This window comes from Shinella curvata, assembly GCF_022899935.1.
Lineage (GTDB): Bacteria > Pseudomonadota > Alphaproteobacteria > Rhizobiales > Rhizobiaceae > Shinella > Shinella curvata.
The window spans coordinates 179,675-204,098 of the sequence record NZ_JALJCJ010000008.1; the positions used below are offsets into that span (position 1 = coordinate 179,675).

General features: G+C 60.9%; 24 protein-coding genes. 10 read left to right on the forward strand and 14 right to left on the reverse strand.

What is annotated here, in order from left to right:
• Positions 1 to 6: 6 nt before the first annotated feature.
• From MUU55_RS25745 to MUU55_RS25755, 3 genes are all read right to left on the reverse strand, one after another.
• Positions 7 to 666 (reverse strand): OB-fold-containig protein, encoded by a 660-nt coding sequence (locus MUU55_RS25745; protein WP_244763638.1) that lies wholly within the window; start codon positions 664 to 666, stop codon positions 7 to 9.
• Positions 663 to 1,772, reverse strand: coding sequence for a PspA/IM30 family protein (locus MUU55_RS25750; protein ID WP_244763639.1), 1,110 nt, complete (start codon positions 1,770 to 1,772; stop codon positions 663 to 665). The genes MUU55_RS25745 and MUU55_RS25750 overlap by 4 nt, the downstream gene beginning before the upstream one ends.
• 336 nt (positions 1,773 to 2,108) lie before the next feature.
• On the reverse strand, positions 2,109 to 2,717 hold the full coding sequence (locus MUU55_RS25755) for a TetR/AcrR family transcriptional regulator (protein ID WP_244763640.1): 609 nt from the start codon (positions 2,715 to 2,717) through the stop codon (positions 2,109 to 2,111).
• Between the two features lie 60 nt (positions 2,718 to 2,777).
• Here MUU55_RS25755 and MUU55_RS25760 point away from each other — a divergent pair, with 60 nt between their 5' ends.
• Entirely contained in the window at positions 2,778 to 3,731 is a 954-nt protein-coding gene (locus MUU55_RS25760) for an alpha/beta hydrolase family protein (protein WP_244763641.1), read from the forward strand.
• Between the two features lie 72 nt (positions 3,732 to 3,803).
• Positions 3,804 to 4,568: an SDR family oxidoreductase gene (locus MUU55_RS25765; RefSeq protein ID WP_244763642.1), complete on the forward strand. Its 765-nt coding sequence runs from the start codon at positions 3,804 to 3,806 to the stop codon at positions 4,566 to 4,568.
• A 308-nt stretch (positions 4,569 to 4,876) separates the two neighbouring features.
• On the opposite strand, the gene lhgO is transcribed toward MUU55_RS25765, so the two are convergent.
• The 8 genes from lhgO to MUU55_RS25805 all read right to left on the reverse strand — a co-directional run bounded on the left by lhgO (position 4,877) and on the right by MUU55_RS25805 (position 13,952).
• Positions 4,877 to 6,064 carry an L-2-hydroxyglutarate oxidase gene (gene lhgO / locus MUU55_RS25770; RefSeq protein WP_244763727.1) on the reverse strand — a complete coding sequence of 396 codons (1,188 nt, stop codon included), beginning with the start codon at positions 6,062 to 6,064 and terminating at the stop codon, positions 4,877 to 4,879.
• A 78-nt stretch (positions 6,065 to 6,142) separates the two neighbouring features.
• Positions 6,143 to 7,240, reverse strand: coding sequence for an ABC transporter ATP-binding protein (locus MUU55_RS25775; protein WP_244763643.1), 1,098 nt, complete (start codon positions 7,238 to 7,240; stop codon positions 6,143 to 6,145).
• A 32-nt stretch (positions 7,241 to 7,272) separates the two neighbouring features.
• The gene (locus tag MUU55_RS25780; protein WP_244763644.1) at positions 7,273 to 8,196 is read right to left on the reverse strand and encodes a nucleoside hydrolase; all 924 of its coding nucleotides are present in this window, start codon (positions 8,194 to 8,196) and stop codon (positions 7,273 to 7,275) included.
• A gap of 12 nt (positions 8,197 to 8,208) precedes the next feature.
• On the reverse strand, positions 8,209 to 9,228 hold the full coding sequence (locus MUU55_RS25785) for a nucleoside hydrolase (RefSeq protein WP_244763645.1): 1,020 nt from the start codon (positions 9,226 to 9,228) through the stop codon (positions 8,209 to 8,211).
• Positions 9,229 to 9,253: 25 nt separating this feature from the next.
• Positions 9,254 to 10,249, reverse strand: coding sequence for an ABC transporter permease (locus tag MUU55_RS25790; protein ID WP_244763646.1), 996 nt, complete (start codon positions 10,247 to 10,249; stop codon positions 9,254 to 9,256).
• Positions 10,237 to 11,292 carry an ABC transporter permease gene (locus tag MUU55_RS25795; RefSeq protein WP_244763647.1) on the reverse strand — a complete coding sequence of 352 codons (1,056 nt, stop codon included), beginning with the start codon at positions 11,290 to 11,292 and terminating at the stop codon, positions 10,237 to 10,239. Before MUU55_RS25795 ends, MUU55_RS25790 begins: the two co-directional genes overlap by 13 nt.
• Positions 11,289 to 12,818, reverse strand: coding sequence for an ABC transporter ATP-binding protein (locus tag MUU55_RS25800; protein ID WP_244763648.1), 1,530 nt, complete (start codon positions 12,816 to 12,818; stop codon positions 11,289 to 11,291). Before MUU55_RS25800 ends, MUU55_RS25795 begins: the two co-directional genes overlap by 4 nt.
• A 132-nt stretch (positions 12,819 to 12,950) precedes the next feature.
• Positions 12,951 to 13,952 (reverse strand): BMP family lipoprotein, encoded by a 1,002-nt coding sequence (locus MUU55_RS25805; RefSeq protein ID WP_244763649.1) that lies wholly within the window; start codon positions 13,950 to 13,952, stop codon positions 12,951 to 12,953.
• 273 nt (positions 13,953 to 14,225) lie between these two features.
• Here MUU55_RS25805 and MUU55_RS25810 point away from each other — a divergent pair, with 273 nt between their 5' ends.
• Positions 14,226 to 14,810: an amino acid synthesis family protein gene (locus MUU55_RS25810; protein ID WP_117372149.1), complete on the forward strand. Its 585-nt coding sequence runs from the start codon at positions 14,226 to 14,228 to the stop codon at positions 14,808 to 14,810.
• Positions 14,807 to 15,403 carry an amino acid synthesis family protein gene (locus tag MUU55_RS25815; protein ID WP_244763650.1) on the forward strand — a complete coding sequence of 199 codons (597 nt, stop codon included), beginning with the start codon at positions 14,807 to 14,809 and terminating at the stop codon, positions 15,401 to 15,403. The genes MUU55_RS25810 and MUU55_RS25815 overlap by 4 nt, the downstream gene beginning before the upstream one ends.
• A gap of 75 nt (positions 15,404 to 15,478) precedes the next feature.
• Here MUU55_RS25815 and MUU55_RS25820 read toward each other — a convergent pair whose 3' ends face one another.
• The 3 genes from MUU55_RS25820 to MUU55_RS25830 form a co-directional block, all read right to left on the reverse strand.
• A complete protein-coding gene (locus MUU55_RS25820) occupies positions 15,479 to 16,669 on the reverse strand; it encodes an amidohydrolase family protein (protein ID WP_244763651.1) in 1,191 nt (396 codons plus the stop codon).
• A 72-nt stretch (positions 16,670 to 16,741) separates the two neighbouring features.
• Positions 16,742 to 17,284, reverse strand: a complete 543-nt coding sequence (locus tag MUU55_RS25825; RefSeq protein ID WP_244763652.1) for a MarR family winged helix-turn-helix transcriptional regulator — start codon at positions 17,282 to 17,284, stop codon at positions 16,742 to 16,744.
• Between the two features lie 16 nt (positions 17,285 to 17,300).
• Positions 17,301 to 17,942 carry a cysteine hydrolase family protein gene (locus MUU55_RS25830; protein WP_244763653.1) on the reverse strand — a complete coding sequence of 214 codons (642 nt, stop codon included), beginning with the start codon at positions 17,940 to 17,942 and terminating at the stop codon, positions 17,301 to 17,303.
• A 274-nt stretch (positions 17,943 to 18,216) separates the two neighbouring features.
• Between MUU55_RS25830 and MUU55_RS25835 the strand changes: the two genes are divergently transcribed.
• The 6 genes from MUU55_RS25835 (at position 18,217) to MUU55_RS25860 (ending at position 24,424) form a co-directional block, all read left to right on the forward strand.
• Entirely contained in the window at positions 18,217 to 19,581 is a 1,365-nt protein-coding gene (locus MUU55_RS25835) for an extracellular solute-binding protein (protein WP_244763654.1), read from the forward strand.
• Between the two features lie 114 nt (positions 19,582 to 19,695).
• Positions 19,696 to 20,619 carry a sugar phosphate isomerase/epimerase family protein gene (locus MUU55_RS25840; RefSeq protein WP_244763655.1) on the forward strand — a complete coding sequence of 308 codons (924 nt, stop codon included), beginning with the start codon at positions 19,696 to 19,698 and terminating at the stop codon, positions 20,617 to 20,619.
• Positions 20,620 to 20,630: 11 nt separating this feature from the next.
• On the forward strand, positions 20,631 to 21,536 hold the full coding sequence (locus MUU55_RS25845) for a carbohydrate ABC transporter permease (RefSeq protein ID WP_244763656.1): 906 nt from the start codon (positions 20,631 to 20,633) through the stop codon (positions 21,534 to 21,536).
• Positions 21,536 to 22,444, forward strand: a complete 909-nt coding sequence (locus MUU55_RS25850) for a carbohydrate ABC transporter permease (protein WP_244763657.1) — start codon at positions 21,536 to 21,538, stop codon at positions 22,442 to 22,444. The genes MUU55_RS25845 and MUU55_RS25850 overlap by 1 nt, the downstream gene beginning before the upstream one ends.
• A 22-nt stretch (positions 22,445 to 22,466) precedes the next feature.
• A complete protein-coding gene (locus MUU55_RS25855) occupies positions 22,467 to 23,567 on the forward strand; it encodes a Gfo/Idh/MocA family protein (protein ID WP_244763658.1) in 1,101 nt (366 codons plus the stop codon).
• Positions 23,564 to 24,424, forward strand: coding sequence for an NAD-dependent epimerase/dehydratase family protein (locus MUU55_RS25860; protein WP_244763659.1), 861 nt, complete (start codon positions 23,564 to 23,566; stop codon positions 24,422 to 24,424). The genes MUU55_RS25855 and MUU55_RS25860 overlap by 4 nt, the downstream gene beginning before the upstream one ends.

Sequence of the window (24,424 nt, forward strand, 5' to 3'; positions counted from 1 at the left end):
GGTCGTTTAGCCTCCGTTGTTGGAATGGTGCTCGTCGGTGAAAGCGGTCGGTGCGGGGATGGCCTGGAAAAGGCCGTTCGCCCCGTCGACGATCAGCGCGAGGGCACCCGTCTCGATGATGTGCCCCGGCGCAGCCTGGGCACGCAGCGTATGGATATTGTCGTAGCGATCCTTGATTCGCACCGTGCCAGGATGGCCCTGGTCGAGCGGGCCGAGCGTCACGGTTCCGGTGAGCCCGATGAAATCGGCCTGTTCCTGCACGCTGGTCTCGTCGCGCGGAATGATGTGTGCAAGCCCGCGGCTCGACCAGCGGGTGACGGGGATTGCGAGGGCAAGCGCACCGGTGGTTGCGGCATAAAGTGGCAACGGTTCGCGGAACTGGCCGATGAAGGCCTGGATCGCGAAACCGGCGGCGGAAAACGCCGAGAGCAGGATGACGGCGAGCACGAGGATCGGTACGCCACCGGCGTTCAGCCAGGACATCCATCCACCGAGCAGCCCGGATTCCGCGTCGCCCGGCCCGTTGAAATCAAGCCCCTCGTCGAGCAGTCCGGAGGCAGATGCGCCCATCAGGACAGAAACGAGTTCGACAAGGCCGAGGCCTGCGACCGTCAAAAGTGCGATCCAGAAGGGGGCTGTGCCCGGCTGGACGATCGAATCCATCATCGCTCACCCTGTTTGAAGGCATTGAGACGCGCCTCTATTGCCTTTTGACGTTGCAGACGGCCAAGTTCTTCGACCTCCGCTGTACCTTCCATAGCGGGTTTCGACGGAACCCCGGTGACACGCTCGACGGCCTTGAGGGCGTCGGCCAGGCGCTGGTCGTTGCGTTGGGAGGGTGTTGCGGCCTGCGGCACGGTGCGCTCGGCGCGTTTGGCATCTTCCAGCCGCTTCGTCGCATCGGCGCGCGCGGACGCGATGCTGCGAAGCGTGGCTTCCGCTTCGGCAATCTCGGTGGCATTTTCCACAATGGCCTTCGACAGCGCGCCGCGCTGGGCCTCCAGATCGATCTGAACGCCGGTGGCCGCGCGGGCAAGGTCTTCACGGCCGCTTTCCAGGCCGACCTTGATCTTCTCGTCAAGGTCGCGGATTTCCGCGTCGAGGTCCTCTGCCTTGGCCTTCAGCCTGTGGCCGGCCGCCATGGCGACGCCGAGCGCTGCACGCGCCTCCTCGGCAATCGTGCCGATTTCACGGACGGCCTGCTGCGCCACCGCAACCGGGTTCGATGCCTCTGCGGCATCGACCGCATTGTTGACGACACCGGCGATGACGCGCCCGAGGCGGGCGAGAATACCTTCGTTGGACATGGAGGCCTCCTTCTTCGGGTGAACGCCGGCCTGGATGCCAGCGTAGAGACAGATGGATGATCCGGCAAAGACGAGCCTTGCCTCGGCAAAATCGGCCCAGCCCTCGCGATAGCCGCTGGACGCATAGGGCAGTATAATCCGGCCGGATAGCGTCGCGATGCTCACGCTGTCCGGCCCCTTGACTGCAAACAGCTTTGAGTCGAGCGGGATATCGGCGATGATCTCACCGGGTTTGCGGCGGCCGTGATCGCGCAAAGCAAGCGTTGCAAGGCGAGAGGGAAGACCCGTCGTCGCCCGGATTTCCTCATAGGCCGCCTGATGCAGCGCCACGATATTGGCGCCTTGCGTCAAGTCGAGGATCGCCATCGCCTGCTGGTAGGCGGCGAGCGTTTCTTCGAGCGCCCGCCGCGTGTCCGGCGTGGGCTGAAGGTCAAGCCGGAGACTGGATGTGAACCTTGCTGCCATGCATAAAATATAAAGCACTTCTTTGGTGCTTTCAAGCTCTGAGCCGAATTATGACCGCGAGGTGCATGGCCGCAAAGGCTCTGACGGCGGTGTTGGCGAAACGTAGGAGATTAGCGGAAAACGACTGTTCTCGGCCACAAACTGGCTATCCACTGGCACCTTGGACATGATTTGCTAAACGGGCCGTAGGGTCGTATCCCCTCAAGAGCTTTCTCATTGACGCTCGCAGGAGCTTGTCCAAGCTGCGGCATAGATTAAACGGCTTGCCGCTGAGTTCTGCACGCCGAAGCGAGCTCTTCCCTGCTGGAAGTCGCGCGTGTGGACAGTTCAAATGTTCTAAGTCAGGGCTGCTGATGGCCCGCCGACTGGCTGATCGATAGCAGATCGGATCAAAACTGCCGCGGCCTCGCCAGCACTCAGCAAGTAGCTGGGATCGCTGTGGAGCAGTACGACGGAGAATGCGCCATCCAGCAGAAGAATGATCTGTCGTGCCGCTAAATTCGCCTGTTCGGAGGAAACGACCTCTACAAGGACGGAGCCTAGCCACTCTTCAACGCGCTTCTTGTGTCGGCGGCCGGCCACGATCGCTGGATGGCCCGGGAGGTTGACGAGTTCGACAGACGTACGCAGGAAGCCGCAGCCTTTCCACTTCGGATGCCCAGCGGAGCGCGCCAACTCGTCGAAGATCCCCTTGATTTTTTCGGCGACGTCACCGTCGGTCTCGGCAAACCATTTTTGGAAAAGCGCGAGGTTGGGCTGATCGCGAGCCTCGAGATGAGAGGCTATCAGATCGTCCTTGCTACGGAAATGGTAATAAAGGGTGCGCTTGGTGACACCGGTCTTCTCGGCGACAGCATCCATGCTGACGGCACGGATGCCCTCGTCGTGAAAGAGCCTGCTTGCTGCCGCGAGGATGCGGTCTTTCGTGGATATCTCAGAGGTCATTCTGTTGAGTATACCGACCAGTGAATATACACAATATCTGACTGGGGATAGCCTTTCGATATGGACAGTCGAACTTGCACCTCATGCACCTCCTTCTCCACCCCTGTGACCCTTTCGGCAGGCGACGGCGTGCAGCTTTTGGGAGACTTGTGGGAAGGTTCGAACAGTTTCGGACATGGACGGGTCATCATCAATCCGGCAACCGGCGTAGCGGCGCGCTACTACCACCGATATGCCCGCTTCCTCGCCGAGCGCGGGTTTTCAGTCCTTACGTATGACTACCGTGGCATTGGCCGTTCTCGGCCAGAGACGCTGCGTGGTTGCGGTTTTCGCTGGCGGGATTGGGGAGAACTGGATTTTGAAGCGGCAGTACGCTTTATGCAGAACTCAAACAGCAGCTCACGCTCAAGGCGCAGTCCGCTTCTCGTCATTGGCCATAGTATCGGCGGTTTTCTTCCAGGCCTCGCCGAGGCGGGGAAGGACGTCGACAGAATCCTCACCGTGGGCGCGCAGTACGCCTGGTGGGGAGACTATGCGCGCGAACGGCGCCTGGGCCTTTTTCTCAAATGGCATCTCGCAATGCCAATGCTGACATTCCTGTGCGGGTATTTTCCAGGCAAGCGGATAGGCCGGCTCGAGGATCTGCCGGCCGGGGTCGCCCACGAATGGGCGTTCCGCGGCCCGCGGTTCGAATCGAGCTACAGCATTGAGGCACGCAGAACGGTACTTGCGCGGATGCAGGCGGTTATGGCGCCGATCCTCGCCATAACCGTATCGGATGATGAACTGGGAACGGTTACCGCGGTGCGACGGGGGCTTGGTTACTACACCACCGCCGATCGCATAATTGTTTCTCTACGCCCTGAGGACTATGGGCGCGCCAAGATCGGCCATTTCGACCTTTTCCACGATAGTCACGCGACAGGCTTTTGGCTCGATACCCTGTTGTGGTTACGCGACGGACAAAATCCCTGGCCAGATCGAACGATGAGCCTGAATCCGAAGAGTTTGTAGAGGCGGACGTCGAGCATCTGCGCCCTCAAAGAAAAGACCGCGTGATCTGGCGAAGAGTTCAGGAGCTATGAGATGACGACAAGCAGCACGACAAAGCCCAGGGAAACCCTTCTGGTCTCCGGGGGATCGCGGGGCATCGGAGCGGCAATTGTGCGACGTGCGGTTCTAGACGGGTATGACGTTTGCTTCAGCTACCGCGAGAACGCAGCCTCGGCGGCTGCCCTCGTCGAGTCGCTTTCCGGTGCCGGGCCGCAACTGCACGCCGTCAAGGGTGACTTGGGGGATCCTGATTTTCCAGCTTCGTTCTTCGCGGAAGCCAGCGACGTCCTTGGTGCTCCGGTCGCGCTTGTTAACAACGCTGGTATCACCGGGCAGATTGGCCGCTTTGCCAATCTTCCGCTGCCCGCGCTGCGTCGGACACTCGACGTCAACGTGATGGGTACGATTCTCTTGTGCCAATGCGCTATTCGCTATTGGGAGAGCAACGCCATCAAGGGCCGGATCGTCAATATCTCCTCAATCGCATCGACACTCGGCGCGCCGGGTGAGTATGTGCACTACGCAGCGAGCAAGGCGGCAATCGAAGCCCTCACAATCGGTCTCGGCAAAGAAGTTGCTCCACTAGGAATTCGCGTTAATGCGGTTGCTCCCGGCACAACGCACACCGACATCCATGCAGACGGAGGGGATCCGGATCGACCGTTTCGCGTGGCATCTAAAATACCGCTTGGCCGAGCGGCAGACGCCAACGAGATTGCAGCGGCAGTCCTTTGGCTGCTCTCTACGGAAGCAACCTATGTCGCCGGCAGCGTTTTAAGGGTCGGTGGCGGCCTGTAGGCTGACAGCGTAGATGAAGCGAAATCAACGCCGCTCCTCCGGCGCGTCCGCTTGCTAACTGCTATGACCGGTTTGAGCCGATAGCAGACCCTCGCGAACCGCTTGGGTCTGGCTGGTTTCGTCTCCTGGATTGCAGATGCAGTCAGACCGCTATCGGCGCTTTACCAGTGGTTCCGCGCCAGACAGACATATATCTCCGCTTGGGAACTACAACATGCTCGTTCATTCTAGGGGTGGGGTGGCCGGTTCTGACCATTTCAAGAGCCCCGAGCATTTCCACGCAGTTGGTGCCTTCTCCACGAACCAGCTTATTTTATCGCCATATGGCCGATGATCATGTCTGCGATTGGAAGTGCTGACGTTGCGGCGGGGGATGGAGCGTTGCAGACGTGCAGCATTCGCTCGGTTTCGGCAAAGAGGAAATCGTGGATAAGCGTGCCGTCCTTGCGCACTGCTTGTGCACGGATCCCTGCCTCGCAGGGAAGAAGGTCGTCAAGGCCAAGGCTTGGGCAATATTTCTGACATTCCTTCAGGTAACCCGCTTTCCAGAAGGAGTTTCGGAACTCCTCAACGGCGGATTTCCGATGCGCAAATATCGTCTTCCAGAAACCGGGAAAGCGGACGATATCGGCGGTGTCGGAAAGATTGACCGATAGGCGTGGATAGCCCTCGCGAGCAAAACCAATGACCGCGTTTGGTCCAACGGTCACGCCGCCGTCGATCATGCGTGTAAGATGGATACCCAGGAAGGGCAATGCCGGGTCGGGGATCGGGTATATGAGGTGACGGACAATGGCGTTCTTGTGAGGCGGTAGACGATAGTACTCACCCCGGAAGGGAACGATGCGGTGTTCGATCGAAAGACCCGCGAGCATTGCGAGTCGATCCGATTGCAGTCCGCCACATGCAATCAGCTTCTTCGCACGCCAACTCCGGCCTTCGGTGTCTATATCCACGGCGACCGTTGTCTCGCGGATACCGGATACTCGGGTCGAGAGGTGGATTTCACCGCCAAGTGCTTCGACGCGTCGCCCCATCGCGCGGCAGATATCGGAGTAATCGACGATGCCAGTCGACGGGACAAAGAGCGCGCCGAGACCATTGATGTTCGGCTCCCGCTCCTTCAGTTCTTCGGCGTCGATCCTGCAGGCCTCGATGCCGTTCTGCCTGGAACGTTCGTGGAGGGCCTCCATCCGCGCCATTTCGGCGGCAGATGTCGCAACAAGCAGTTTGCCGCAAACGTCGAAATGAACGTTATTTTCGGCGCAAAAGACCTTTGTCGCAGCAGCGCCCTTGCGGCAAAGTTCTGCCTTCAGACTGCCTGGCGGATAGTAGATGCCGGCATGGATGACCCCGCTGTTGTGACCGGTCTGATGTTGCGCAAGCCGATTTTCCTTTTCAAGCAGGACGAGGCTGATGCCCGGCATTGTCTCGAGAAGTCGCATGGCCGTTGCGAGACCGACGATGCCGCCCCCGATGACGCAGTAGTCGAAGATCATGTCGTGCGCTCTTGAATGTTCAAATCCTGCGCCTCATCCTCTTGCAATGGTGCTTGCTTCCGCCGGTATCCTGTCTCAAATAGGTCGCTGGCGATAGCTCTGCCCGGCCGCATTGAACAGGTACAGCTTGGTCTTGTCGGCCGTGAAGCGCACCTTCTCGCCCCGCTTGATATCGAGAATGCCTGGGATCTTGGCGATGATCGGCTCGTTGGCAACGAGACCATCGATATAGAGCAGCGTCACCTCGCCAAGCGCCTCGACGATGGACACCGTGCCCTCGAAGAGGAAATCCTCCCCCGTCGTGATCTGCAGGTCTTCCGGCCGCACACCGAAGCTCGCCGTCTTGCCGACTTCAGAAGCCGCCGTCGGGATATCGACGCTGGAGACGCGACCGCCCGTCAGCTCGACCGAGGTTGCGGCACCGGCCGCAGTCACCTTCGCCGGGATGATGTTCATGGCCGGCGAGCCGATGAAGCGGGCGACGAAGAGATTGGCTGGTCGCTCATAGAGTTCCAGCGGCGGGCCGACTTGCTCGATATGGCCGGCCGAGAGCACGACGATGCGGTCGGCGAGCGTCATCGCCTCCACCTGGTCGTGCGTCACGTAGATCATGGTGGTATCGGCCATCTGCTCGTTGAGCTTGGCGATCTCGATGCGGGTCGCCACGCGCAGCGCCGCGTCGAGGTTAGACAAGGGCTCGTCGAACAGGAAGACCTTGGGATTGCGGCAGATGGCGCGGCCAATGGCGACGCGCTGGCGCTGGCCGCCCGAGAGCGCCTTGGGCAGGCGGTCGAGATACTTCGTGAGCTGGAGGATTTCGCCCGCCGAGCGCACCCGGCGGTCGATCTCTTCCTTGCTCTCGCCGGCGATCCGCATGCCGAAGGCCATGTTGTCGTAGACGGTCATGTGGGGGTAGAGCGCGTAGGACTGGAACACCATGGCGATGCCGCGCTTCGAAGGCGGCACGTCGTTGACGCGCTCGCCATCGATCGTCATGTCGCCACCGGTGATCTCCTCCAGGCCGGCGATCATGCGCAGCAGCGTCGACTTCCCGCAGCCGGACGGGCCGACGAAGACGATGAACTCGCCCTGCTTGATATCGAGATCGATGCCGTGGATCACATCCACCGCGCCGTAGGATTTGCGGATATCCTTGAGAACCAGCCCTGTCATGTTTCCATCTCCTTTCGATATCCGTGCCGGCGTTACCGCAGGAGGTCGAACATCAGCTTGAAGAAGCGGTCTGCGTCCACCTCATAGGCAATACGGGCATTGTCCGGCTCGCCGCGTTCCTTCCAGAAATCGGCAACGGTCGCACCGAACGTATAAGTACCGTTGAGATCGACGCCGATGTGGACGGGTCTGGTGCGCACGAGCGTCGGATCGATCACGAGCGCCAGGGCGAGCGGATCGTGCATGGCGCCGCCGACACCCATCGAGTTGCGATGCAGTTTCTCGTAGAAGCGCAGCCAATCCATCACCAGCTTGCCGAGCTGGGTGTCGATCCTGCCGAGTTCCTCATACTGATCGGCTTCGATCAGCACCTGCATGGTGACATCCAGGCCGACCATCGTAATCGGCACACCGCTGTCGAGTACGATCTTCAGCGATTCCGGATCGCAGAAAGCGTTAAATTCCGTCGGCGTGATGATCTCGCTCTTGCGATAAAACACGCCGCCCATCCAGATCAACTCCTTGATCTTGGACAGGACTTCGGGATGCTTCAACACGAGCAGGCCGATATTGGTGAGGGGACCGGTGGCGACGACGGTCATCGGCTCGGCCGCAGCGGCCAGTTTCTCAGCAAGGAAATCGACAGCATGCTGGGCGATCGGACCGCGTTTGGGCTCCGGCAGATAAGGCGAGCCGTCCATGCCGCTGGGACCATCGGCCGTGCCGAGCACCAGGGGACGGGCGAGCGGGCGTGCGCAACCGGCGGCAACCGGCACATCCGTGGCGCCGAGGAAATCGAGAACGCGGATCGCGTTCGCTGTGGTGCGTTCAAGCTCTGCATTGCCGCACGTCGTCGTGACGCCAAGAAGGTCGATCGCTGGCGAGCGGTGCGCCATGACAAGCGCAATGGCGTCGTCGTGACCGGGATCGCAGTCGTAGAGAATAGGGGTGGCCATGGATGTGATCCTTCAGGCTGCAGGGCGCCCGTAGCGCGCCATTGTCGTCTTGAACATGTCGAGGAAGCGTCGGCCGTCGAGGTCGGTGCCGATCCGGGTGGTTTTCGGGCCGTCGCCGCCGGGGAGGATCTGGTGCCCGCGATAGGCAACAGTCTGGCCACGCGCGATGCCCTTTTCGATGACGACATCGGCAAACAGCTTATCGGTGGTGGTGACGAGATCCGGAGCGATGGCGAGCGCCACCGTGATGACGTCGTCCATCGGGAAGCCGACAAGGCCGAAGAATTCGCGCCAGATATCGATATAAATCGGGAACACCTCGCGGATCATGTCAACGACGGTATTGTCCTTCGTGACGGCGGCCATGTCGGCGAGATCGTCGCGGGTCAGCATGCTATCGGCGACGCGGTTGTCCTCGCAGATGTCGAGTGGCACGAGAATCTTCGGGCAGTCGGCATTGAGCACGATGCGGGCCGCTTCCGGGTCTGCCCAGATATTGTATTCCGACAGCGGCGTCATGTTGCCGGGCGTGGAGAAATTGCCGCCCAGAACCAGCATGTTTTTAAGCAGGGATGGCAGCGCCGGCTCCTGGAGAATCGCCATGGCGGCATTGGTCGTCGGACCTGTCGTAACAAGGGTCAGTTCGCCCGGATGCGCCTTGGCGGTCTCGATGATGAAGTCGACGGCGTGGCCCGGCGTGGCCGTACGCTTCTGCGTGGGGGCGGGCGGATTGAACGTCTTGAGGCGATCGCCGAAACGTGCGGTCAGCCGCTTTTCGAAATGGACGGGAGCCTCCATGTCGGCCTTGGAATTGCCGACGATGGGACGCCACGCACCGGCATGGACGGGGATGTCGTCACGACCTGCCAGCGAAAGCGTGTTGAGCACGACATTGGTGACCTGCGTGATCGGGCCGGCGGCACCGGTGACTGTCGTTACCCCCTCCAGCTTGATATCGGGGTGGGCGGCGGCGAAGAGAACGGCGAGAATATCATCGCCAGCGGAATCGACGTCGAGGATGATGCGTTGCATGACAAGCCTTCGATTGATGTAGAGATCAGGAACGGTTGGAGGAGGTGTCCGGCGTTTCGGATTTCGCCGGATGGACGGAGAGCGCGCGCTGCATCGTCTCTATCGTTTCACGGATGAGTTTCGGCCGGGCCTTCCAGGACAGCGCAAACAAAGCCGTGAGAGCCACGGTATAAGGCACCGCCAGCACCAGATAGGACGGGAAGCCGAAGGTCTGCAGGCGCAGCGACAGCGCGTCGGCAAAGCCGAACAGCAGGCAGCCCGCCAGCACGCGCCAGGGATCGCCACCTGAGAAGATCAGGATCGCGACAGCCATGAAGCCGCGGCCGGAAGACATATTCTCGGTGAACATCGTGATGTAGCCGAGCGACATATGCGCGCCCGCAAGTCCGGCGAGCAGGCCGCACAGCAGGGCGGCGGTATAGCGGACCTTGGCGATCGAAATACCGAGCGCTTCAGCCGCCTCAGGCTTTTCGCCGACCACGCGGATATAAAGGCCGAGGCGCGTGCGCCCGTAGATGAGGATGAGCACCGGCACAGCGATGAAAGCCACGTAGATCAGCGGCGTATACCCGGAGATCAGCTGGGTATAGGGGCCGAGGATATCGCGTGCTCCCGGAATTTGCACCTTCGGCAGGCCGACGATGCCACGGCCGACGATCGAGCCGCGCGTGCCGAAGATCGCCTTCATCAGCGAGATGGTCATGCCGCCGGCGAGAATGTTGAGCGCCAGACCGACCACCACCTCATTGGCGCGGAAGCTGATGACCAGAACGGCGAAGACCAGAGCAAAGACGAGCGCCGCTGCCACGCCGATCACCATTCCGCCGAGCGAGGAACCGGTCCAGATCGAGCCGAGTACGGCAAAGAATGCCGCGATCAGCATCTGGCCTTCCAGCCCGATATTGAAGATGCCGGCCTTTGTGGTGAAGGAGCCACCGAGGGCCACGAGCAGGATGGGCGCCGTGGTACGTATCGTCGCGACAATCAGCGCGACGTTGAAAATGGTGCTTAGAACTTCCATCGACGCTCTCCCGTGCGATCGCCGCGTCGGCGCATCATGAGGTCTGCAGAGACCGCAAGGATGATCAGGGCCTGGATGACGGTGATGATCTCGCGTGAGGCCGTCGTATCGACTTCAAGCAGCAGGGATCCGGCTCTGAGTGCCCCGAAGAACAGCGCAGTGAAAATCGTGCCGATCGGTGATCCATTGGCGAGAAGGGCCGCAATCAGGCCGTCGAAGCCGAAACCCGGAGCAAAGCCTTCCATGAAGCGGTGATGCACGCCGAGCGTCTCGATGCCGCCGGCAAGGCCGCCGACCGCGCCGGAGGCGAGGAGGACGCTGAAGCCGACCTTGCGGACATTGATGCCGCCATATTCCGCGAACTTTGGCGCCGAACCAACCATCGTCGCTGCATAGCCGGCCGAAGCCCACCGGAAGAAGGCGGCGGTGGCGATCGCCAGGAACAGGCCGATCAGCAGACCGATGTTCAGGCGCGAGAAGCTGAAAAGCTCGGGTAGATAGGCGGTCGGAAGGATCGGCGGCGTTTCGGACCAGCCGCCCGGGCGCTTGAAGAGGAAGATCGTGAAGTAGGATGTCAGCAGAACGGCGATGTAGTTGGCAAGGATGGTCGAGACCACCTCGTTGGTGCCGTATCGAACGCGGAAATACGCCGGAATTGCAACCCAGGCAGCGCCCGCCAGAATAGCGCAGGCTACGGCGACAATGATATGCACGAACGGCGGCAGTGCAAAGGCGAAGCCGACCCACGCGGCCGCGAAGCCGCCCAGGAAGAGCTGACCCTCGATGCCGACATTGAACATGCCGCCGCGCAGCCCGATACAAGCTGCGATGCCGCAGATCAGGATCGGCGTCGTCTGCAGCAAGGTTCCCGCAATCTTCTCGGCGTCGCCGAAGGCGCCTCGCATCAGCGTCATGAAGACCGCGATGGGGCTCTCGTCGATCATGAGAATGATCACGGCGCCCAGCGACAGCGCAACAACGAAGGCAAGGGCCTGGCCCGCCAGAGTGCGGATAAGGCCATCAGGCAGCAGGGCCGTTTTCATTCGTCTTCCTTCACGTCTGATGGATCCACGCCTGCCATCATCAGGCCGATGGCGTCTTCATCCATGGTATTACCGTCGACTACACCCATGATGCGCCCCTCGAACATAACGATGATGCGATCGGCGAGCGCCTTGAGTTCATCGAGCTGGGTCGAGATCAGCAAGATCGCGCGGCCTTCCGCACGCTGCCGCATGATTTCGTCATGGATGGCTTCCTGCGCGCCGATATCGACGCCACGGCTCGGCTGGTCGATCAGCAACATGTCGCCGCCCGCGGTGAATTCACGGGCCAGCACGACCTTTTGAATATTGCCCCCGGACAGGCTCCTCGCCACATCCCTGGGGCCTCTGGCGCGAATATCGAAGCGTTTGATCAGAGCCCGCATCTCATCTTGAACGACCGTCCAGTTGATGATGCCATTTTTCGCGAAGGGGGCTTTTTTCTGCCGGCCCATCAGGATGTTCGTCGACAGCGCTGCATTGCGATCGACCCCGCGGGCGAGACGATCACCTGGCACATGCGCGAGTCCCAGATCCCGGATTTCGGCGGGCGTGCACCCGACAAGCTCCTTGCCATGAAGTTTCGCGCTTCCATGGCTGGCCTCACGCAGGCCGGAAAGCACTTCCGCAAGCTCTGTCTGACCGTTGCCGGCAACACCGGCAATGCCGACGATTTCGCCTGCACGAACGGAAAAGGTGGCGGATTTCAACGCAGCCAGACGACGATCGTCGCGCGCCCAGAGATCCTCGATTTCCAGCACGGACTCGCCCTGCACGATGTGGCGCGGACGGCGATCGAAGCTGACATCGCGGCCGACCATCAGCCGCACGAGCTCACGCTTGGTGAGTTCCTGCTTGGGGCGGGTCGCAACCACGCGCCCGTCGCGCAGCACGGTGATTGTGTCAGAAACGGCCATGACCTCTTCGAGGTGGTGGGAAATGAAGATCACGGTCATGCCGTCGTCGACGAAGCTGCGCAGCGTCTGGAAAAGGTCCCGGCTTTCCTGCGGCGTCAGCACAGCCGTCGGTTCGTCGAGAATGATGGTGCGCGCGTTGCGGGCGAGAACCTTGAGAATTTCGATGCGCTGTTCGATCCCGACCGAGAGGCCGGCGACGCGCTCCTGTGCGTCGACTTTCAGGCCGAATTTCTGGGAGAGGGCGCGCGTTCGCTCGACCTGCGCGGCGCGGTCGATCAATCCTCTCCGGCGAATTTCCATGCCAAGAAAAATGTTGTCAGCGACGGTCAGTGACGGCACCAGCTTGAAATGTTGGTGCACCATGCCGAGGCCTTCGTTGATCGCAACAGCCGGGCTGTCGATGGCCATAGGCTTGCCGTTGACGGAAATCGTGCCCTCATCCGGCTGGAGCAGGCCGAACAGCACATTCATCAACGTTGTCTTGCCCGCGCCATTTTCGCCGATGATGGCGTGAATTTCGCCCTGCCGGACAGCAAGGTCGATGCCGGAATTGGCGGTAAAGGCGCCGAAGCGTTTGGTGATGCCTTTGAGTTCGACAGCAAAAGTCATGTTTCAAGCGATCATATCAAGAATGGCAGCCGGACATGCGTCGACCGGCGGCCTTTCCAATGGACAGAATAGGGCCAGGCTTCAAAATGGCAGACGGGTGAGATTCACCTCGCCCGTCTGCCGGCTCAAGCGTTATTTTGCCTTGGTGATCGCGATTTTACCGTCGACGACTTCCTTGCGGATTTCTTCGAGCTTGGCCGGAATTTCTGCCGGCAGCTTGGCGGCAACGTCTTCGCAGAGCTTGACCTCGACACCGCCCGAAGCGAGGTCGAACGTGCGCACGCCCGGTTTTACGGCCTTGCCCTCAACCTCGTCCTTGATGATCGAGTAGACTGCGATATCGCCGCGCTTCAACATGCTGGCGAGAACGTTGCCCGGCGCGCTGGAGCACATGTCGACATCGACGCCAAGCGAGTATTTGTCGGCGGCGGCGCTGGCCTGCATCACGCCTTCACCGGTCGGGCCGGCGACATTGTAGACGATGTCGGTGCCCTGGCCGTAGAGCGCCATGGCTAGTTCGCTGCCCTTTGCCGGGTCGTCGAAGGTGCCCGCAAAGACGGAATTCACCTTCACATCGGGAACCGCATATTTCGCGCCCTGTTCGTAGCCGCCAAGGAAGTTGCGGATGACGGGGATGTCACGACCGCCGACGAAGCCGATGGCCTTGCCGTCACCGATCTTATCGAATTCGGGGCCGAGATTTTCCACCAGTGCGGCAAGAGCGCCGGCAATGAACGATCCCTGTTCTTCGGCAAAGCTGGCGTAGATGATCTTGTCGCTATCGAGGACGCCGTCGATGAAAACGAAGCGCTGGTTCGGATAGGCGGCGCTGACTTTCTGCAGCGCATCGACCAGTTCCCAGCCCATCACGAAGATGAGGTCATATTCGCCCGTCTTGGCGAGGTTGCTGAACTGCTCTTCATAGTCGAGCGCGCGGTTGCCGGTGTCGACGAGCTTCAGATCGATGCCGAAATCGGCCTTTGCCTTGTTCAAGCCTTCGACGATCGATACGCCGAAGCCCTGGGCAAAGTAGCCGGAGATGGCGGCGACGTTGACCTTTTCGGCAGCGAAGGATGGCATTGCGGATGCAGCGAGCACAACGCCGGCTGCCAAAATCTGCGTGAAATTCTTCATGACGGTTCAATCCCTCTGATGGTCAATAGGCGATTCCATCGCATCGGTCTTCGTTGCCGATTTCATTGATGGTCGTACAAAGATTGCGCATCCTATTTTTTCTTGTCAATGGTTTTTTGAATGGGGCGTCGGCCAAAAATTTGTGATGAGGTGATGAGTAATGCCCAATAACTCGCGGTTTTTCTCAAGGTTGCGCGATTTTGCCGGCATCGGCTTGACATTTCCCGGAACGGATAGAATTGTTTCCACTCTAACAAGTTTTGGGAGCATGATATGGCGGACGTGAAAGTACGCAAGATTGTCGTTTCGGTCGATGAGATTTTCCACGAAGGAGGCCCGGCGGCGACAGTTCCGCTCAAGCGGGCAGCCGTTCTCGCGGTCATCGAAAATCCTTTCGCCGGAGGCTATGTCGAGGAGATCGCGCCTTTCATGGATGCACTGCGTCCTCTCGGGCTTGATATGGCCAAGCGGCTCATCGATGCGCTCGGCGGTGATCCGGGCGTGGTCGAGGGATATGGCAAGGGGGCGATCGTCGGTGCGGCGGGCGAACTCGAACACGCCGCGCTCTGGCACAATCCCGGCGGCTATGCGATGCGCGAGCTGCTTGGGGACGCGAAGGCGATCGTGCCCTCCACGAAGAAAGTCGGCGGACTGGGAACGCACCTGGATATCCCGATCACGCATGTCAACGCATCCTACGTTCGCAGCCACTTCGATGCGATTGAGGTTGGTATCAACGACGCGCCGCGTGCCAATGAAATGGTGGTCGTTCTGGCCATGACGACTGGCCCGCGCATTCATGCGCGTGTGGGTGGCCTGAAAGCCAGCGACATCAAGGGGGAGGATGGCCTGCGATGAGCGACATCGGGACCTCGGGTATTCGCCGCGTCGTGACCGTTGTGGAAGAAACCTTTTCGGAGGGCGGCAAGGTGTTGGAGAAGCCGACCCGCCGCGCCGCCTCCGTGGCCATTATCGAAAACCCGTTCTCTGGACGGTATGTCGAGGACCTTGCACCGCTCATGGCGATTGGCCGCGCGCTGGGGCGTATTCTGCCGGAGCGGGCGGTTGCCGCTCTCGGCGTAGCCTCCGAAAAGGTTGAAAGCTTTGGCAAGGCGGCGTTGGTCGGCGAGGATGGCGAGCTTGAGCACGCCGCCGCCCTGCTGCACCCGGAGCTTGGCGCGCCGTTTCGGGATGTGCTGGGCGGTGGAGCGGCCCTCATTCCGTCATCGAAGAAGCGCGGTGCGCCCGGCGCGCCCTTCGATATTCCGCTCGGTCACAAGGATGCGGCGCGGGTCAGAACCCATTTCGACGGCATGGAGGTGCGTGTTTCCGATGCACCGCGGGCAAACGAGATCGCCGTCGCGATTGCTGTCACCGACTCCGGTCGCCCGCATCCGAGAGTGGGTGGCCTGACGGTGGACAAGGTTGTCGGCAGGGACGGCCTGGTCTGATCGTTCTTTCCGCTCGGATGAAACGAAGAAGGCCCGCCAAAAAGGCGGGCCTTCTTCGTCTGGGAGGTTTGAGGATCAGGCCGCGTGGGTTTCCGGCACAAGAATGGAGGGGGGCGTGTTGCGGCTGCGTGCCGTGCGCTGGACCCCATCGACGAGAATCATGCCGATGCCGGGCAGATTGCCGAGCGCCATGCTGTCGAGCACGCCATCGCCGCCACCGCCCATTGCCTGATCGATAAAGACGAGATCCGCGGCCAGGCCGGGTGCGATACGCCCGCGGTCGTTCAGGCCGCGCAGCTTCGCCACATTGCCGGTCGCAAAGCAGACGGCGACTTCGGGGGAGACGCCGCCGAGCGAGGCAAGCATCGTCACGAGACGCAGCATTCCAAGTGGCTGAACGCCGGATCCGGCGGGGCCGTCCGTACCCAGCACGAGCCGGTCAAGGGCGCCGACATCCTTGATAACGTCGAGCACGAAGAGCCCGGCCTTCATGTTGCCGTTGTGGATGATCTCGAGCCCACGCTTGCTTTCCCTGCAGATCAGTTCGAGTTCGGAGAAGGGAAGAGAGGTCGGTCCGCCATTCATATGGGCCGCGACATCGGCATCCACTTCCAGCACGACGTCAGCGCCGATCCGCGAGGATCCCGGAATCGAATGCCCGCCGGTATGGGTCATCGACGTCATGCCATACTGACGGGCCCAATCGATCATCTTGCGGCCCGTCGGTCCATCCTTCACCGTGCCGAGGCCCACTTCGCCGACGAGTGTCACGCCGGCATCGGCAAGTTCGCTAAAGTCCTTCTCCTCGAGGCCGTGCTCGAGGATGAGGGCACCGGCCAGAACCTTCATGCCTGTCGGGGAGAAGTTTGCGAAAGCGCGTTGTGCTGTGATTGCCAGAGCCTTGACGCCGATCACATCCCGCGGGCGGCCCGGCAGGTGCACCTCGCCGGCGGAGACCAGTGTCGTCACGCCGCCATGCAGTGTTGAATCGATCCATCCCAGCTGGTTCTGGCGCGGCGTCCAGTCACCCATGACCGGGTGGGAATGGTTGTCGATCATGCCCGGCATGATCGAAGAGCCTTTCGCATCGATGACGCGCTTGATGCCCGCAGCGCCGATATCGGCTTCGCGGCCAACGGCAGCGATCTTTCCATTCTCGATGAGGATCGTATCCGCGTCCGCGAGGGGGGCGGCAAGCTCCCCGGTGAGCACCGCGCCCAGGTTTCGGATCAGGAGGCGGTCGGCTTTATCGGGAGCATTCGACATGGTTTGTCCTTACAATCTGTCGGTATGGTCAGAAACCGGGTGACAACCATGCGCATGGCAGGCTGCGTCGGGTTACTCGGTTGGATCCGGTCCGCTGACGCGGTTGAGAAGATCGAGAAGCGTAGCCTGCTCGGCAGGGGTCAGCGGTTCCAAAAGCTTACGCGCGACCTGCATGCTCTGGTCCAGCAGGGGCAGGGTGTAGTGCACGCCGCGGTTGGTCAGGGTGATCATCGTCATGCGCTGGTCGGTTTCAGAGCGCTTGCGAGCGATGAGGCCCCGTTTCAGGAGGGCTTTGACCACCAGGCTGATCGTCGACGGATCCATCTGGCTGATGCGCCCGAGATGGTTCTGCGAAAGCTCGCCGGCCTTCAGCAACGTCACCAGCGCGGCCAGTTGCGTTGGGGTGACGTCGTTGACCGGGATGATTTCCTGAAAGCATGCGGTTGCGCGCTGATGTGCTCGACGGATGATGTGTGCCGGATGGTGTTCCAGCGAGTAACCGGTGCGGGCGACATAGGCCAGGATTTCATCGCGCCCGAGTTCAGGCGGCTCCGATCCCTGCTCGATGTTCGTCTCGACGTGTGTTTCGTCTTCCATCGTTTCGATAGTGCTCAAGTTCTGCCCCACCTGTTCACGCCGCAATCTGATTGGCGATGGTAGCGCCTCCGCTCAGGGCTGCAACAACAGCCTTGGAGTCCGAGACGACGCCGAAATGGGTGCCGATATCGTAGAGCGAGCTTTCCTGCTCCCTCTGGCCTGTTGCCGCGCAGGCATCTGCGGGCACGACGACTTCGTAGCCGTTGAAGAAGGCGTCGTGGACCGTGGAGCGGACGCAGATATTTGTCACGACGCCGAACACGACGAGTTGGTCGATCTTCATGTCTTTCAGCACGAGATCGAGGTCCGTCTGGAAGAAGGCCGAGTAACGACGCTTCGTCACATGAATCTCGTCCGGCCGCGCACCGAGATCCTCGATGATCTCGACGGCCCAGGTGTTTTCAAGGCAGTGCGGCGTGCGTTTTGCCCATTCCCGCTCGTGCCGCATGCCGGGGCGATGGGCGTCGTGAATCCAGATAACGGGTGTATTGCTCGCCCGGGCCGCCTCGATAATGGCGAGTTGCGGCCCGACAAGCGTTTCATAGCCGGGCAGAACCATCTTCCCGCCCGGTTTGCAGAACTCGTTGATCATGTCGACCACGATGACCGCTGTCCTTGTTGCGTCCAGGCGTACCTCTTGTTCGTTGCGGTGCGCGGAAAAGACATCAAGTGACATCGATCAGGTTCCCTTTGTTGCTCGCTGAATGCGGCTTTTATTTGATAATCAAACAATCAAGGCCTGCGATTTAAAGTCAAGGGCTTTCTGAGAAATTTTCCGCAGAATTGGCTGAAAAGTGCCGTTTGCCCGGATATATCAGCGTTTTATCGTTGGGTGAGTTGATGCATATAGCCGCTTGACAAGACGAAAAAGCTGATCCTTACTTGTATGACCATCAACGATATGGTCGACGGTGCACAAGCGCCGAGCGTAGCAATACAAGGGGTTCGCTATGCCGTTTTCTCAGCCAGTTCATGCCCGTATTCCAAAAAATACCCGTGGCCGGTCGGCCGTGCGCGTGCTCGCGGTCGCTCTCAGCCTCTCGGCGGCTTTCATGCCGGTCTCGGCAAGCGCCGACGGCGTCACGCTGAAGGTGTTCGGCGGTTCGTCCCTCGACGTGCTCGCACCGCGTGAAACGCCGGAGGTGCAAACGAAGATCCGGGACGAAATCATTGCCGGTTTCCTGAAGGAGCATCCCGAGGTTTCTGCCGTTGAATGGGATGCACAGGGTCCCCAGTCGGGATCGCTCCAGCGCATGATGACCGCTAAGCTTTCTGGCCAGGAGATGGATCTGATCGCCTGCTCGGCCTATTGGGTCAACGGTGCTTATGTGCGCCGCGGGCTCTTGCGGCCGATTACGGATGAGATCCAGCCCTTCGCAGGAAATATCGATCCGGCCAGCCTCGGTGCCTTCGATGTGAACGGCAAGGTGTACGGCGTGCCGATCACGTCGCTGTCGACCTCGACGATCTTCTACAATGTCGACCTTTTCAAGAAACTCGGTATTCCCACGCCGCCGACCTATGCCGACCTCAAGTCCGCGGTGCCGAAGCTGCAGGAAGCGGGCGTCATCCCGCTGCTGCATCAGGGCTCGAACAGCGTCATGTGGCCGATGTGGTATTTCGAGACCTTCTCGCAGGCAAGCGGTGACCCTGTTGGGGTTACGCAGGCGCAGCTCGAAAGCAAGGAGGGGTTCGACAATGCTGCCAGCGTCGAAGCGTTCCGACTGATCAAACAGTGGGTCGACGACGGCATCCTTTCCAAGGATTCTCTCTCCGTCGATATGGAGGGCATGCGTGCCGCCTTCGCCAGCGGCAAGAGCGCCATGTATTACGGCGGTACCTGGGAGGTTCCGTCGCTGAAGGAAAACGTGAAAGGCTTCTCCTGGGGCGTCTTCCCGTTCCCCAAGATGGATGGGACGCCGGGTGACGCGAAACATGGCGGCGGCGCCGACAACGGCATGTGCCTTTCGGCCTCCATTCCGGAGGAAAAGGTCAAGCCGGCGCTCGACTTCGTCGCCTATCTGACGAAGCCCGAGGTGGCGAAGATCTATCTCGATGCGGAGCAGCCGATCGCCACCTCCATCAAGGGTGTCGATGGCGTCGATGAACAATACGCCAAGGATCTGCGCGCCACCGCGTTCCCCAATACGATCAAGTTCCTCGACTGGATCTGGCCGAGCGAAGTGACGACGGCCGTGGCATCCGGCATCGCCGGGGTTGTTGGTGGCACCGCGACACCGGAAGAGGCCGCGCAGAGCGTGCAGGCGACGTTCAAGTCGCTTGTCGACGAAGGTAACTGGCCGCCGAAAGACTAAGACGGCGCCGCTCGGCGGCGCGCCCTTCTCCAGCGCGCCGCCGGAATTCTCTCCCGACAACTGCCGTGCGCTCCGCAGAGCGCCGGATCACCTATGCGTTCGAAAGACAAAGCCATGACCCGTTCTGCACGCCAACGCTTTTCCATCGGCTATCACCTCAACAGCTGGGACCTGACCGGGCAGCCCTTGCGCCCCGCGCTCGATTTTCTCGCTGGAGAAGGTTTCGGCTGGTTTGAAATTCTCGCCTTCACCAGCCTGTCCGACCAGTTCGCTCGCAAGTACATGCAGCTCGGCGACCTGCCGCCGCCTGGTGTGACGACGGATACCGACATTCTGCGGCGCTATGCGCTGCTTTCGGAAGCACAGAGCGATCTGGGCATCCGCCTGTCCTCACTCTATGTGAACGCGACCTTCGTCAATCCTGTGCTGTGGGAGCAGGAGCGTGCCTGCCTCATTTCCCTTGCGCGTATCCTGAAGGGTTTCGATGCGCCGGTTCTGGTGCTCGGCGGCGGTCCGTCGGAAGCCTCGGGCAACAAGCACCTCCCGGAGGACTACAAGGCCTTCTGCCGCGCGCTTGAGGATATCGGCCGTCGTACGGCCGATCTCGGTATCGCCACCGTATACCACCCGCATCTCGATACCTTCATCGAGCGGCGCGAACAGCTCGACCGGATGATGGATGAGCTGGATACGCGCCATGCTGGGCTCTGCATCGATCCCGCCCATCTGGCGCAAACCCATTCGGATCCGGTTGACGCACTCCGCACCTACATGTCCGCCGTGCGATACATGCATCTCAAGGATACGCGTGTGGACGACAGCCTCGTCGGCCCTGAGCGCTATGCCGCGTTCAGCGAACTCGGTGCGGGCGTGGTCGATATGCCCGGGCTCGTCGATGTTCTCCTGGACGCCGAGTATGACGGTCTTGCGATCGTGGAGCTCGATGCCTCGCAGAAGACCGCAGAGCAGAGCGCAAGAGAAAGCGTTGCCTATCTCACTGAAACGCTTGGACTCGTGCTGAACCCCAACAAGCGCTGAAGGGGTCTGGGATGCTCACGCGGATAACGAGGATCATCCGGCGGGACGACGACGCGACGGTCGCGGCTCTCATGCTCGCGCCTGCCGCCATCCTGTTTTCGCTGTTCTTTCTGTGGCCGTTCCTGCGCGGGCTCTGGATCAGCCTGACGCGGTGGGACGGGTTTTCGGCGCCGGTTTTCATCGGTTTTGCCAACTACGCGAAGCTTCTGGGTGACAAGCTGTTTCTCGGCGCGCTCGAGAACAATCTGATTTTCGTTGTCCTCATCCTGCTTCTGAAGAACGTGCTGGGCCTTGGGCTGGCCATTCTGCTGGATCGGGCGATTTTCCTGCGCGGCCCGATCCGGGCGGCGGTTTTCATTCCGGTCACACTTTCCTTTGCGGCCACCGGTCTCCTGTGGTCATGGATCTACAATCCGGTGTTCGGCCTCCTCAACGCCGCGCTCGACGGGCTCGGTCTTTCAGCACTGAAGATGTCGTGGCTGGGCGATGCCGACATCGCGCTCTATTCGATTATCGTCGTCGATGTCTGGAAATGGCTGGGGTTTCACGCCGTCATTTATCTCGCCGGCCTGCAGACCATACCGGATGAACTTTACGAGGCCGCCCGTATCGATGGTGCCGGCGCGGTGAAACGTTTCAGGCACATAACCCTGCCACTCATGATGCCGGTCATTCTGATCAACATCATTCTGGGCCTTTCCGGTGCCTTCGTCCGCAACTTCGATATCGTGCAGGTGCTGACACAGGGCGGGCCGAACCATGCCACCGAAGTCGTGATGACCTACATGGTCAAGACTGCCTTCCAGGACGGCAATATGGGCTATGCCAGCGCCATGGGTTACGCGCTGTTCCTCATCGTTGCGCTGTCCTGCGTCCTGCTCCTGGGCCTCATGCGGCGCAGCAAGGTGGAGATGTAATGATGGAACACCACAGCTCCATTCGCCCCTCTCGTGCCCAGCCACCATTCGCAAGCCGCCTCTTCTGGAAGGGCCTGTTCGCAGGCCGTTCCGTCGGTGAGCTGGTTCTTGTCTACGGTCTGTTGGCGATCGTGCTCGTCGAAACGCTCTATCCGCTCTTCTGGGTGCTTTCGGGATCCCTGAAGACGAAGGAAGAGGTCATCGCCAATGTCTGGGGATTGCCGGCCGGCTTCGCCTGGCAGAATTACACCGAGGCATGGCGGGTTGCCGGCATCGGCGCGCGCATCCTCAACAGCGTCGTCGTGACGGCAACGGCCCTTGCGCTGCTGTTGCTGGTTGCAACCCCGGCCGCCTATGCCTTGTCGCGCCTCAGGTTTCGTGGTCGCAATGTCATCCTTGCGCTGGTCGTGGCGGCGATGCTGATCCCGCCGCAGGTCATGGCGATCCCGCTCTTCATGACGGTGCGTGATCTCGGTCTGGTCAACAGCCGTATCGGCATCGCCATCATCCATGCGGCTTCCAATCTTCCGCTGTCCATCTTCATTCTGCGCAGCTTCTTCCTGTCCTTGCCCGCAGAGCTGGAGGATGCCGCGCGGATCGACGGTGCCAGCCGGCTTCAGATCCTCGGCAAGGTCATGCTGCCGCTGATCCGGCCCGGGCTCGCTCTGGTGACGATCTTCGGCTTCATCGAAATCTGGAACGATTTCTTCCTGGCCTTCCTGTTGCTGCGCGATCCGGCCCTGCAGACGATACCGCTCGGCCTCGTCGCGTTCTTCCAGCAGTATGGATCGATGTGGAACCTCTATTTCGCTGCGCTGGCGATGACGACCCTGCCGGTCATCATCGTGTTCGTGCTCATGCAGAAACAATTTATCGCCGGATTGACCGCCGGCGCGGTCAAGTCATGACCGGAATGACAAGGAGTTCATAATGACGGCTTCCAACCCCAAGACGCCGATCGGCGTTGGCGTGATCGGTTGCGGCGAGATCGCGCAGCTGATGCATCTTCCTGTTATTCACGAGCTTCCGGAGTTGCGGCTGGCAGCGCTTTGCGATCTGTCCCGCACGGTTCTGGATACACTAGGCGCGCAATATGGCGTCACCGCCTGCTATCAGGAGTACCAGGCGCTGCTTGACGATCCGGCCGTCGATGCCGTCGTCATCTGCACGTTTGATCATGGTCCGGTTGTCGAGGCTGCCATCAAGGCCGGCAAACATTTCATCGTCGAAAAGCCGCTGGCCTTCACCTCCGAGGAGGCGCGGCCGCTTGTGAAGGCGGCGAACGAGAGCGGGCTGGTCGGCATCGTCGGTTACATGAAGCTTTATGATCCCGGCTATCGTCTCGGACTTGAAAAGATCGGCCAGATCGGTCGGCCGAAAATGATCCAGGTGCATGATTTCGCAGGCCGTTTCGATCGATACCAGCAGCTTTACACGCAGGTCCGCGGCAAGGATGTCGATATGGAGCTTATCAAGGCGACCCAGGCCGATGTTGCCGCGCGCGTGGCCACGGGGCTCGGACAGGCGCATGCTGGCTATGCCGACCTCTACATGACGCTCCTGATGCTCGGCAGCCACGATCTTGCGGTTCTGCGCGGTGCTTTCGGTGTCGCGGAGCGCGTCGACTATGCGCAGGCCGTAGGGCCGACACATATCATGGCCGTGCTCGGTTTCCCCGATCGTGTTCCGGCGCTGCTGGAAGTGGCGTTCGGTGCGCAGTATGAATGGTGGGACGAATGGATGACCGTTCACGGCGAGAAGGACGAAGTGCGCATCGATTTCCAGAATCCGTATGTGCGTAATGCCGCCGCGACGGTGCGTGTGCGGGAGGCTGCCGGCGAGGGGGCGAGCGAACGTATTTTGCCGGGCACGCCGGAAACCGCATTCCGCCGGCAGTGGCAGCATTTCATCGCCTGCGTCGAAGGAAAGGCCGCACCTCTGACGCCGCTTCAGGGAGGCCTGGATGATCTCGAGCTCGCCGAGCGCATCATCAAGGCATTGCCGGTCAAGCCGGGGGGAGGGCAGGCATGAGGCATATCCTCGTTACCGGATCGAGTGGCTTGCTCGGCCGGCACGTTGCTGCGGCATTGCTGGATGCAGGACACGTTGTAACCGGCCTCGATATGATGGCCCCGCCGCCGGGTTCAGGCTGGACACATGTCACCGCGGACGCCGGTGATCTCGGCGTCCTTGCCGAAGTGGCGGTCGGCAAGGACGCGCTGGTGCATATCGCCGCGATCCCGAGACCGACGGGTCGCGCTGCCGCTGACGTCTTCCGTGTCAATATGAGTGCCATGTATGCGGCGACCGAGGCTGCGCGTATCGCGGGCATAACACGGTTTGTCTATGCCTCGTCCTTCAGCGTGCTGGGCTATCCTTTCTTCGAAAAACCCGTCGTGCCGCCATATCTGCCAGTCGATGAGGGGCATCCCGTCGGAGCCCAGGATATTTATGCCATTTCGAAATGGCTTGGCGAAGAAATGGTGGATGCATCGGTCCGACGCGGGGTGTTTTCGGCCGTCAGCCTGCGGATGCCCTGGATCCAGACCCCGGAAAGCTTTCATGCGCAGATCGGTCCGCGGCGCGCGCAGGCCGAGGCAGCACGCGACCTCTGGGCGTATCTCGACGCGCGCGATGCCGCTTCCGCTTTCGTGTCTGCCCTTGAGCAACCGCTGGAGGGACACCTTCGTGCGTTCCTGAGCGCGGCGGACAGCTACATGGACCAGCCATCGGCCGGGCTGGCCGAGGCGGCTTATCCAGGTGTCGCCCATCATCGGCCGCTTGTCGGATGCGCGTCGCTCATCGATACCGGCGTTGCGCGCGATGCCCTCGGATTTGTTCCACGCTATTCCTGGCGCGACTACCCGTTGGCGCCGGCAACGATTTGA